Annotated in this window: 12 protein-coding genes; 8 read left to right on the top strand and 4 right to left on the bottom strand. The window is 26.1% G+C overall.

Annotated features, from left to right (window positions below):
• The first annotated feature begins 4 nt into the window (after positions 1–4).
• The 3 genes from CSBG_RS11255 to CSBG_RS11245 all read left to right on the top strand — a co-directional run bounded on the left by CSBG_RS11255 (position 5) and on the right by CSBG_RS11245 (position 4695).
• Positions 5–2011: a HAMP domain-containing sensor histidine kinase gene (locus CSBG_RS11255; protein WP_008679610.1), complete on the top strand. Its 2007-nt coding sequence runs from the start codon at positions 5–7 to the stop codon at positions 2009–2011.
• 60 nt (positions 2012–2071) lie between these two features.
• Positions 2072–2674, top strand: coding sequence for a TspO/MBR family protein (locus CSBG_RS11250; protein ID WP_008679609.1), 603 nt, complete (start codon positions 2072–2074; stop codon positions 2672–2674).
• A 68-nt stretch (positions 2675–2742) separates the two neighbouring features.
• Entirely contained in the window at positions 2743–4695 is a 1953-nt protein-coding gene (locus CSBG_RS11245) for a DNA topoisomerase (protein WP_008679608.1), read from the top strand.
• A 54-nt stretch (positions 4696–4749) separates the two neighbouring features.
• On the opposite strand, the gene CSBG_RS11240 is transcribed toward CSBG_RS11245, so the two are convergent.
• On the bottom strand, positions 4750–5454 hold the full coding sequence (locus CSBG_RS11240) for an LrgB family protein (RefSeq protein ID WP_008679606.1): 705 nt from the start codon (positions 5452–5454) through the stop codon (positions 4750–4752).
• Positions 5454–5831: a CidA/LrgA family protein gene (locus CSBG_RS11235; protein ID WP_008679603.1), complete on the bottom strand. Its 378-nt coding sequence runs from the start codon at positions 5829–5831 to the stop codon at positions 5454–5456. Before CSBG_RS11235 ends, CSBG_RS11240 begins: the two co-directional genes overlap by 1 nt.
• 209 nt (positions 5832–6040) lie before the next feature.
• Here CSBG_RS11235 and CSBG_RS11230 point away from each other — a divergent pair, with 209 nt between their 5' ends.
• From CSBG_RS11230 to CSBG_RS11215, 4 genes are all read left to right on the top strand, one after another.
• Entirely contained in the window at positions 6041–6337 is a 297-nt protein-coding gene (locus tag CSBG_RS11230; protein WP_008679601.1) for an ABC transporter substrate-binding protein, read from the top strand.
• 91 nt (positions 6338–6428) lie between these two features.
• On the top strand, positions 6429–6683 hold the full coding sequence (locus tag CSBG_RS11225; protein WP_008679599.1) for a hypothetical protein: 255 nt from the start codon (positions 6429–6431) through the stop codon (positions 6681–6683).
• A gap of 33 nt (positions 6684–6716) precedes the next feature.
• The gene (locus CSBG_RS11220; protein ID WP_008679598.1) at positions 6717–7208 is read left to right on the top strand and encodes a toxin-antitoxin system HicB family antitoxin; all 492 of its coding nucleotides are present in this window, start codon (positions 6717–6719) and stop codon (positions 7206–7208) included.
• Between the two features lie 14 nt (positions 7209–7222).
• On the top strand, positions 7223–7621 hold the full coding sequence (locus tag CSBG_RS11215; RefSeq protein ID WP_008679596.1) for a hypothetical protein: 399 nt from the start codon (positions 7223–7225) through the stop codon (positions 7619–7621).
• Between the two features lie 53 nt (positions 7622–7674).
• Here CSBG_RS11215 and CSBG_RS11210 read toward each other — a convergent pair whose 3' ends face one another.
• Complete coding sequence (locus tag CSBG_RS11210; protein ID WP_167507307.1) at positions 7675–9273, bottom strand: recombinase family protein; 1599 nt, start codon at positions 9271–9273, stop codon at positions 7675–7677.
• 83 nt (positions 9274–9356) lie between these two features.
• The gene (locus tag CSBG_RS11205) at positions 9357–9854 is read right to left on the bottom strand and encodes an ImmA/IrrE family metallo-endopeptidase (RefSeq protein ID WP_008679592.1); all 498 of its coding nucleotides are present in this window, start codon (positions 9852–9854) and stop codon (positions 9357–9359) included.
• A 164-nt stretch (positions 9855–10018) separates the two neighbouring features.
• Between CSBG_RS11205 and dcm the strand changes: the two genes are divergently transcribed.
• Positions 10019–11242: a DNA (cytosine-5-)-methyltransferase gene (dcm, locus tag CSBG_RS11200; protein WP_008679590.1), complete on the top strand. Its 1224-nt coding sequence runs from the start codon at positions 10019–10021 to the stop codon at positions 11240–11242.
• Positions 11243–11247: the final 5 nt, after the last annotated feature.

Raw genomic sequence — 11247 nt, 5'->3', positions numbered from 1 at the left:
ATAGATGTTAAGTGAAAAAAATTATAGGCGTAAAGGGTTAATGTTTAATATATTTATACCTATACTTGTAATGCTAATTATTATTAATATAGCTTTTAAAATGGTAAATGAATACATATTTATAACTAGATTACTTTGCTTTTCAATATCAATACTAATATTCATAATAAGCATTGTAAAAGTTAGCAATAAGGATTTAGGACTGTTAAAATACATTGGAGTTGGTTATTTTTATATAGCTATGTTAAGGTTTATAGACCTAGAATATTTATTGCAAGATGAAATGCTTGGATTTCATCTGTCTTTTATAGGGCTAATTACATATTTAGAGCTAATAAACATAATATCAAGCATAATTTTATATAAAAAAAGATATTCTCCTAAAATTCAAAATTTAATTTTTATTATAGTTATACCTATAATTTATATGTTTCCATTAATAGCATACAATAAATTAACTTATTTAAGAGAGATATATAATAATCCTAATAAGCAATTTATTATAAATCAAATTATATTACTTATTTTATTTGGATTTATCCTATATCAATATAAGAAGCTAGATAGCGGAAATAAATGGATTATATATACTAGTGTATTACTAATATTAAGCGATAGTCTTATGACATTAATGGGAATATTAGATGTTAATTTAACTTCTTTTATATGGATTATAAAATTATTAGCATATTTTTTGACCTATGAGAAATTTGAAGAAGCTTTATTATCTAATGCTTATTCCAGTGCATATGAAAGTTTAAATAAAGTAAGAAAAATTGAAACAAATTTACATAAAAATCTAAAAAGAAGAGAAAAGGAATTAAAGGAATTAAATTTGCTTTTAGAAAAAAGTGAAAAGAGGTATTACGATGTTGTCAATGCCTTTTCTGATGGATTGTTACTTTTTGAAAATGATATAATGGTTCATTCAAATTATTATAATGATATATATTATAATGTGCCTAGTAAAATAGTATGTACTCAAAGTGAATTAAGACTAAACTATATATTAAATAAAATTATAGGTATAGAATATCCTGATGATTATGAGATAAATGATTTTTCTGCTGAGGTAAGCATACAAGATGAATATGGAGAAATTAAAGAGCTAGAGGTTAGTTTAGTTAAGATTTATGATGATAAAAAAATATTATTATTTAATGATGTAACTAAATTAGTAAAGCAAAGAGATGAAATTTTAAAACTTGAGAAAAAAATTAATGATGAAAATATTAAGGATGAATTTTATTCTAATATATCACATGAATTAAGAACGCCTATAAATGTTATTTATTCTGCACTTCAATTAAATGATATGTATTTAAAGAATTGTGAAGTAACAAAAATTAATAGAAATAATAATATAATAAGGCAAAACTGTCTAAGATTAATTAGAACGATTAATAACTTTATAGATAGTAATAAGCTTTCAGAAGGATTTTTAGAAATTAATAAAAGAGTTTATAATATTGTAGATATAATAGAAAATGTAGTGTTATCATGTAATTTTTATATGAATCTCAGAGAAACAAAATTAACTTTTGATCCTGAGTATGAAGAAATATACTTTTATTGTGATAAAGATTATATAGAGAGAATAATGTTAAATATTTTATCTAATTCTTTAAAATATGGTAAATTTAAAGGTAATATATACGTTATGCTAAGAATAGAAAATAAGAAAAATATAATTATAGAAGTTATAAATGATGCAGAAGCTATTCCAGAAGATAAGAGGAAGGTTATATTTGATAAATTTACAAAAGTAAATACATCATTAAATAGGCCATCGGAGGGAAGTGGTTTAGGGTTATTTTTAACTAAGGGATTAGTAGAATTACATAATGGGAAAATAACAATAAACGCAGGAATAAAGTATGGAAATATATTTAAAATAACATTTCCATATGATAATAATATTAAAGGAGAAGTTGTATTACTGAATAATAATTTAGAAATTAATGAATTACAAGAAAAAATAGATATAGAGTTTTCGGATATATATTTTTAATTTCATAAATTAAAATATTAATGCATATATAATAATGAATATTATATAGAGGTGCATTAAATGAAGAATAAGGGAAATAAACTCAATAAAAAGAAATTTAATAAAAAGGATATTAAGAAGCCTAAGAAAATAAGACATAAAAAAACTCCTAAGAAACATAAAAGTTTAAATATATTTAAAGTAAATGGTAAATTTAAATTAATACCTTTAATAACTAATATACTAATACCAGTAGTATCTGGATTTATAGTAGGATATCTTAATAAAAACTCTATTGCTACATATGAGACTTTAAAAAAGCCCTTTTTTAATCCGCCAGCTATTGTATTTCCAATAGTATGGAACATATTATATATATTGATGGGAATTGCAGCATATAGAATATATATGAGAAATAAGCAAGGGATTGATGACAAGGGAGCGTATTTCTTCTATCTAGTTCAACTTATATTTAATTTGATGTGGAGTTTTATATTTTTTACATTTAGACTATATGCAATTTCATTTTTTTGGATTATAATACTATTTGTTTTAGTAATAATAACATTTATTAAATTTATTAGAGTAGATAAAATATCTGCATTTTTAATAACTCCATATATGTTATGGCTTATATTTGCAGGAGTTTTGAATTATTTTATTTGGTTACTTAATGAAATGTAATTTAATATGTAGTATAATATTAATAAGCCTTCTTCTGAAGGTTTATTTCATTTGGAAAGGAAGTTTCTATGGGGAAAACTTTATTTATAGCAGAAAAACCATCAGTAGCTATGGATTTTGTAAAGCTACTTAATGTTAAGGGGAAAAGAAGCAATGGATATATAGAGGGAGAAAAAAGCATTTTTACATGGTGTGTAGGTCATATGGTTACTATGAGTTATCCAGAAGCTTATGACGAAAAATTAAAATTTTGGAACTTGAGAGATTTACCCTTTTTACCTACTGAGTATAAATATGAAGTTATTTCTTCAGCTTCAGCTCAATTTAATATTGTTAGTAGTTTAATGAATAGAGAAGATGTTGATAGTATATATGTATGTACTGACTCTGGAAGAGAAGGAGAATATATATATAGATTAGTAGATGATATGGCTGGTAAACCCAATAAGATAAAAAAAAGAGTTTGGATTGACTCTCAAACAGAAGAAGAAATAAAAAGAGGTATTAAAGAAGCAAAACCACTATCAGAATATGATTCATTAGCACATTCAGCATATTTAAGAGCAAAGGAAGATTATATCTTTGGTATAAATTTTTCAAGGTTATTGACTCTTATGTATGGAAAGACACTAGCTAATGTATTAAGAAAAGATAAGAATGTGGTGGTAGCGGTTGGAAGAGTGATGACTTGCGTTCTTGGAATGGTAGTAGAAAGAGAAAGAGAAATAAGAAGTTTTAAAAAGACATCTTTTTATAAGATATCTGGAGACTTTATTAGGGATAATGATGAGTCTATTATAAAAGGTGATTGGAAAGCAATAGAAGGATCTGAGTATTTTGAATCTCCAAAGCTTTATAATGAAGTAGGATTCAAAAAAAAAGAAGATGCTGAAATTTTAATTAAGGATTTAAGAGATATTGGCTTTGGAACAGTTAAGGAAGTCAAAAAAACAAAGGAAAAAAAGAATGCACCACTTTTATATAACTTAGCAGAATTACAAAATGAATGCACAAAGAGATTCAAAATAAGTCCTGATGAAACATTAAAAATAGTTCAAGGATTGTATGAAAAAAAGATGGTTACATATCCAAGAACAGATGCAAGAGTGCTATCTACTGCAGTTGCAAAAGGAATAAAAGGTAATATAATAAAACTCAAAAATATGCCACTTGGAGAAGAATTAACTAATATTACAAGTGAGATACTAGAAAAAGATTATTCAAAGTCTATAATGAAAAGTAAATACGTGGATGATAGTAAAATTACAGATCACTATGCTATTATACCTACAGGGGAAGGAAAAGATACTCTAAGTAAATTACCTAGTCTAGATAAACAAGTTTATTATATTATACTTAGAAGATTTTTATCTATTTTCTATCCACCAGCGCAATATAGCAAAATGTCTATTACAATTTCAGTTGGGAAGGAAAATTTTATTTTAAATAAAAAGATATGTGTTGATAGAGGATATTTAATTGTTCTTGGGAATGAAAAAGATGAAGAACAAGAAGCCTTTCCAGAGAATTTAAGAAAAGGAACAAAATTAAATATAAATGAGTTAGAAATAAAAGAGGGAGAAACATCTCCTCCAAAGAGATATACAACAGGTTCAATGATAATTGCTATGGAAAATGCAGGTAAGTTAATAGAAGATGAAGAGTTACGCGGGCATATAAAGGGTGCTGGTATAGGAACTTCAGCAACTAGGGCAGAAATATTAAAAAAATTAATTAATATAGAATACATACAATCAAATAAAAAAACACAAGTTATAACTCCAACAGAACTTGGAGAAATGATTTATGAAGCAATTAGTGTATCTATTCCTTCGCTTTTAAATCCATCTTTGACAGCTTCTTGGGAAAAGGGCTTAAAGATGGTAAATGATAAAGAAATTAAACCAGATGAATTTATGGTTAAATTAGAAGCTTATACTAGGAAGAATACTTCTAGAGTATTGAATAATTCTAATATAGGACTTTTAAATACAAAGCTATTAAAAATAAAGAACCAATAAAATAAAACTAGTAAAGTTTAACATATAATTAAACTTTACTAGTTTTATTTTAGTTTATTTTATAAATATTAAAAATAAACTATATAAAGCTGGAGCTAAAAATACTGTCATTATACCTGCAATTCCAATAGATAAAGAACTCATAGCTCCTTCAGTTTCACCAAGTTCTAATGCCTTTGTTGTTCCTACAGCATGTGCAGCAGTTCCTAATGAAATTCCAACTGCAACCCTTTCTTTAATCTTAAATACCTTACAAAGAATAGGTCCTACCACAGCACCGATTATTCCAGATAGAATTATGGACAATACTGTTACAGGAGCTAATCCCCCAAGTTGATTTGTAATTTCTATTCCTATAGGTGTAGTAACAGATTTTGAAAGTAAAGAGATAGTAAGTATATTTTCCATTCCAAAAATATTACCTATTAAGAAAACAGAAGCTATTCCAACACTACTTCCAATCAATATACCTGTCACTATTGGTAATAAGTGTTCTTTAAGTAATTGCAATTGTTTATATAAAGGTACTGCCAAAACTACTGTAGCAGGTCCTAGAAACATATTTATAAATTGTCCACCTTTATTATAAACATCAAAATCTATATTAAATAATACTAAAAATCCAATTACTAATGCTATAGATATTAGTAGTGGATTAAATAGTGGGATTTTTGTTTTTTTATAGATAAAAAGTCCGATTTCAAAGGCTATTAGCGAAATTACTAGTCCAAATAAGATGTTTTCAGTTAAAATGTTCATTATTTTAATTCATATCCTTTCTTAGTTTTTCTCTTTTGGAAATTCATAACAAATTGAACTACACTTCCTGTGACTACTATAACGATAGATGTAGTAATTATGCATAATAGTATAATAAGTATTAAACTATCTTTAATAGAATCAAAGGATGTAATAAGTCCTACACCAGCAGGAATGAAGAAAAAGGCAAGGTGATCTAAAAAGAAGTTAGATACAGTTTCAACTTTTTCAACTTTAATTGTCTTGCTACATAGTAATATTAATAAGATTATCATTCCTAATATATTACCAGGTATAGGTAACGAAAGACCTTTAGAAATAAGTTCTCCAATTAAGTAAATACCAAGAATTATTATTGCTTCTCTAAAAATTTTCATTTTGTGACCTCCTTAAACTATCCAATTAATAATTTATCACTATTAAATAAAGATGTAAATGCAATAATAAAATTTACATAACTTACTTTTAAATATAATCGGTTACAGAAATACCTAGTATAAATTAAAATATCTTATTTTTTAACAAAATTTGCTCTGAACTCATATTATAAATTATGATAACAATTAGAAACCTTAAGGAGGTTTGAATGAAAAGTAAATTAATTAAAGTTGCATCTCTAATAGCATTAATAGGTATCACAAGCCTTAGTTTTATTTCTTGCTCAAAAGATAATAAAAATTCTAATAATGAATTAACAAAGGTTAGATTAAATGAAGTTGTTCGTTCTGTATTTTATGCTCCAATGTACGTTGCTATAAATGAAGGATTATTCGAAGAAGAAGGATTAGAAATAGATTTAGCAACAGGACAAGGTGCCGATGCAACATATTCTCTTACACAAATTAGAAAGTATTATATTGAATTAAAAAATATTAATTTATAAATATTTACATTAGATTAACAAAGTGGTATCATATATAGTATCAAATGAATATAATATTAATTATAGGTAAGACTATATAGGAGGATATGGTGTGGGACGAGATGAAAAACTATATGAGAAAATAAAAAATAATCCTAAAAGTGTAACATTTGAAGAGATAGATAGATTATTAGTAAATGTTGCGGGGTTTACTAAAAGAAATGGATCAAGAGCTAGTCATTTCTTTTATAAACATGAAAAATTAAAAGACATAAATGGATTTGTAAATATACCGTATGCTAAACCTATAAAGTCCATATATATTAAGAAAGCTATAAAGGCATTTGAAGAAGTAATGGGATTATAATGAAAGTGTCAAACATATAAGGGAGTGTGTGTTATGAAAAAGTTTAAGGCGGAAGATTATAAAATTGAAATTATGAAGGCGCCTGAAGATGAAGGAGGATATCTAGCTTATATACAACAATTAGATTGTTGGGGCGATGGTGAAACTGTAGAGGAAGCTATGGCAGAGGTTATCGCAGTAGGAAATGATATTATAGATATTGCTATAGAAGATGGTGTTAGTTTGCCTATACCAAATAAGTTTAAAGAAGAAGAATTTAGTGGTAAATTGAGTTTAAGATTACCTAAGTTTTTACATGGAGAACTAGCAAGAATTGCTGAAGAAGAAAATTGTAGTATAAATCAGTTAATACAAAGTTATATAAGTATTGGTATTGGGAAAAGTTTTGGAGATAAAAAAATTACGATAAATGTTGTTAATAAAAATGGCGTTGGAGATATACAAGAATCAGTTATTAAAAAAAGTGATGATATTTGGATGAGGAATATATATAAAAATGCAGATAGGAAATTCTATAATAATTAGTTAGGAGTGAAATAATGGGAAAGCAATTAGGGAAATTAGAAGATAGAAAAATATTTTTAAGAAAAATAAAATTTAGAGATATTATTACTGATACTGATGCTGACATAAATTATAAATTAAATATGCAATATAAAATTGTTGAGAATAAGAATGGAGTAGTAAATATAAAAGTTAAAGTTTATTCATTATTTGTACCAGAGTTTCTGTTTAAATCTTCTATGGATTTTAATGTGGTACTTGAATTTGAAAAAGAGGTAGAGAATGAAGATATTATTTCTAATATTGAAGAGCTAATGGATCCAGTAGCTTCAGAAGTTAGTTATTTATTGGGGACAATTACTAAAAGTATGAATAATAATATTCCATTAATTCTTCCACCAGTTATAGATGATATAAAATTAATAGAGGAATAATTTTAAAAAAGGAGGCAGAGTTATTGTTTAATCTGTCTCCTTTTGCAATATCTTTATAGTCTTATCTTAAATTTAATTTGTTTTGTATCACTATTATAAGTAAAGTACTCAACTAAATTTTTTATCATATTTCTTTTTATTTCAACATCATCTATAAAATCAATAGTGTTTTTAAATAAATTTAAGCTTTCTATGAAGGCTTTTTTATTTTCTGTTTCATCTTCAACAATGAAGGATTTTATAGATAAATCATTTATGTTTTTTTCAATAACTTCGTTATCACTTTTTAAATTCTTAATTTCACTTTGAATAGCTTTAAGAATATCAATATCATCAAGTAAAGCTATCTTTTTTATAAGTCCAGAGATAATTTTATTATTTTCATTTAAAGATTTATTTAATAGATTTTTTTCTTTTTCAATGCTTGCAGCGTTAATAGAATTTGATTTGCTTTTAAAATTATCAAGCATTTTTATATTAAAGTTTTTTAATAGATCTATTACAAAAGCTTCAGCTTTATCTGAATTTAACATTTTGCAAGTACATCTTTTAGATGCTCTATTTTTAAGCTCACATCTATAATATCTTTCATATTTATTGTTTTTAGGATTATTTCTACTCCAGGAGCACATAGAAGAACCACAATGTTCACATTTTAATAATCCAGACAATAAAAATTTATTACCAGTACCAGATTTATTATTAGATTTTTTTCTTACAGCATCTAATATTTGCTGACATTGTATCCATTTATCAGAAGGAATTACCCCTAAATGGCCTCCAGTTGAAATTATCCATTGATCCATAGGATTATCCTTCCTACCATTTTTACGCTTGTTATAAGCCATAATACCATTACTAGAATTAGCATTACCTTCAATGGTAGAGCCTTTAGATTTAAAATATTCAAAAGCTTTTTTATCAGCAGTACAATACACAGGATTAGTTAATATCTGTAATACTGTATTACGGCTAAAATCACCACCATTTTTTCCTTTAATGCTATTAGTACATAGATAACGAGCAATGGGGCTGCAACTATGTTTTTCAATATACATATTATAAATAAGTTTTACTATTTCAATTTCTTCATCTATAACTTCAAGAGAATACATTTTCTTCTTATGGCCATTACTTTCATAAACAACAGGAATAGATTTAAAACCTAATGGGCAAGTACCACCTAGCCATCTACCAGTTTTAGAAAGTTCAAGCATATTATCTCTTATTCTTTCAGCAATAGTTTCACGCTCCATTTGAGCAAAAGTTGCAGATATATTAATCATGGCTCTACCCATAACAGAAGTTGTATCAAATTGTTCAGTTATAGAAATAAAGTTGACGTTATTTTCTTCCAATATCTTTAGGGTAGAAGTAAAGTCAGCTACATTTCTTGAAATTCTATCAAGCTTATAGCAAACTAAATAATTAAATCTTCTCTTTTTAACATCTTTAATTAATTTTTGAAACTCAGGTCTATTAATATTTCCACCACTAAAGCCTTCATCTTGATATATAATAAACTCAATATTGTCTTCTAGGTGAAGATTAGAAAAATACTTTTTACATAATTCTATTTGGTTATTAATAGATTCACCTTTTTCTGATAATCTAGATTTTCTAACATATATTGCAGCTCTAATTTTAATCACCCCTTTGTATATAATATTCACTAAAACTCTTAAAAATTAAATTGATGTAGGTTAAACTATAAAGGTTAATTAATTTATTAGAACTACACAGTACACTGGTTATATTGTATTTCTTTACTCATAAAATCTTCTTTTATAGACTTGTACTTATTTTCATCATGAACTATGGATAAAATTTTATATTCTAATAGTTCATTTGTGACGTCAAAATATTCAGCCATTTCGAATTTTGAAGCAACACATTTATTTAAAGCAGCTACAAAATCTTCATCAGGTATTAAAAAATTAGCTGCCCATTTTTTAGCTATATTTTCTTTCTTATGTTTTATTAATTTATCTACATAACTCTTGCTTGGCTCTAAAAGATTACCATAGGTAGTAAAATGATGTCCTAGTTCTTCGGAGAGAATAGAAATATAAATACTAGTGTTATTTATTATTGAGTTATCTATAGCAATTATAGGGGCAATTTCATAGATTTTAAGATATAGGCCTTTTGATTTTAAATTGCTTAAGTTTCTTTCTTCATAAATGATATTTTCTTTTTCAATAATATCAAAAATATTTTCAATATTTTTCATATAACTTGTCACCCCTTATGAGAAATAATAATATAAATTATTATAAGAACATATGTTCTAAAAGTCAAATAAATTTACTTGATTGACAAAAATAAAATTATGACTAAATAATATTGTTTTATAAAAACAAACCTGGTATAATTTCAATGAAAGGAGGGGGGAAAATGTATTGTATAGATTTGTTTGCAGGAGCAGGTGGATTATCTGAGGGTTTTCAACGTAAAGGATTTAAGTTTTTTGCACATGTCGAAATGGACAAAGCTGCTTGTATGACCCTCCAAACTAGGCAAGCATTTTATTTTTTAAAGAGAAATAGAAGACTTTATATATATGAAAGCTATTTAAGAGGAGAAATATCTAGAGAAGAACTTTATAGCAACGTACCTAATAGAATATTTAAAAGTATTATAAATGCAGAAATTAATGAAGATACAATAGAAGATGTATTTGAAAAGATTGATGAGAATAGAAGAAATAGAGAAGTAGATGTTATTATTGGAGGTCCTCCATGTCAAGCATATTCTGTAATTGGCAGATCAAGAGATCCTAATGGAATGATAGGTGATAGAAGAAATTATTTATATTTAGAATACATTAAGTTTTTAAATAGATATAGACCAAAAGTATTTGTGTTTGAGAATGTATTAGGATTATTATCAGCCCAAAATGGAACTATATTTGAAGATATGAAAATTAATTTTAGTGAAGCTGGATATAAGATTGATTATAAGGTATTAAATGCTAAAGATTTTGGTGTTCTAGAAGATAGAAGAAGAATTATAATAATAGGTTGGAGAGAAGATATAGATTTTAGATACCCTACATTCAATATTAAGAGAAAAAATTTTACTATAAGAGATTTATTTAGTGATTTACCGTTTATTAATTCAGGAGAATATAATAACGAATATTTAGTGGATACAAATGAATGTTTAATAAAAACTCATGTGAGAAAAAATTGGAATGTACTATCTCAACATGAATGTAGGCTTAATAATGAGAGGGATTTATCAATATATAGAATGTATGTAGAGACTTGGAATAGTGAAGGAAGAAAACTTAGATATAATGAATTACCAGAAGAGCTAATGACACATTCTAATAGAGATTCTTTCCTTGATAGATTTAATATAGTACCATATGAAGGAATATGCCACACTGTAGTAGCACATATGGCTAAAGATGGACATTATTATATTCATCCTGATATAAATCAAAATAGATCCTTATCAGTAAGAGAAGCAGCTAGAATTCAATCATTTCCAGATGACTACTATTTTGAAAATTCTAGGACAGCTGCATTTAAACAGATAGGAAATGCTGTTCCACCATTAATGGCGGAAATGATAGCATTAAGTATAAAAAAACAACTGGAGCATATAGAGTAGCTTAC

Source organism: Clostridium sp. 7_2_43FAA, assembly GCF_000158375.2.
Lineage (GTDB): Bacteria > Bacillota > Clostridia > Clostridiales > Clostridiaceae > Clostridium > Clostridium tertium.
The sequence above is the reverse complement of the archived record's forward strand: the minus strand, read 5'-3'. Positions and strand labels throughout refer to the sequence as shown.

What these genes read in the sequence shown, in the direction of transcription:
- CSBG_RS11255 (WP_008679610.1), top strand. Translation starts at nt 5, where the DNA reads ATGTTAAGTGAAAAAAATTATAGGCGTAAAGGGTTAATGTTTAATATA.
- CSBG_RS11240 (WP_008679606.1), bottom strand. Translation starts at nt 5,454, where the DNA reads ATGAACATTTTAACTGAAAACATCTTATTTGGACTAGTAATTTCGCTA.
- dcm (WP_008679590.1), top strand. Translation starts at nt 10,019, where the DNA reads ATGTATTGTATAGATTTGTTTGCAGGAGCAGGTGGATTATCTGAGGGT.
- CSBG_RS11230 (WP_008679601.1), top strand. Translation starts at nt 6,041, where the DNA reads ATGAAAAGTAAATTAATTAAAGTTGCATCTCTAATAGCATTAATAGGT.
- CSBG_RS11205 (WP_008679592.1), bottom strand. Translation starts at nt 9,854, where the DNA reads ATGAAAAATATTGAAAATATTTTTGATATTATTGAAAAAGAAAATATC.
- CSBG_RS11250 (WP_008679609.1), top strand. Translation starts at nt 2,072, where the DNA reads ATGAAGAATAAGGGAAATAAACTCAATAAAAAGAAATTTAATAAAAAG.
- CSBG_RS11235 (WP_008679603.1), bottom strand. Translation starts at nt 5,831, where the DNA reads ATGAAAATTTTTAGAGAAGCAATAATAATTCTTGGTATTTACTTAATT.
- CSBG_RS11220 (WP_008679598.1), top strand. Translation starts at nt 6,717, where the DNA reads ATGAAAAAGTTTAAGGCGGAAGATTATAAAATTGAAATTATGAAGGCG.
- CSBG_RS11215 (WP_008679596.1), top strand. Translation starts at nt 7,223, where the DNA reads ATGGGAAAGCAATTAGGGAAATTAGAAGATAGAAAAATATTTTTAAGA.
- CSBG_RS11245 (WP_008679608.1), top strand. Translation starts at nt 2,743, where the DNA reads ATGGGGAAAACTTTATTTATAGCAGAAAAACCATCAGTAGCTATGGAT.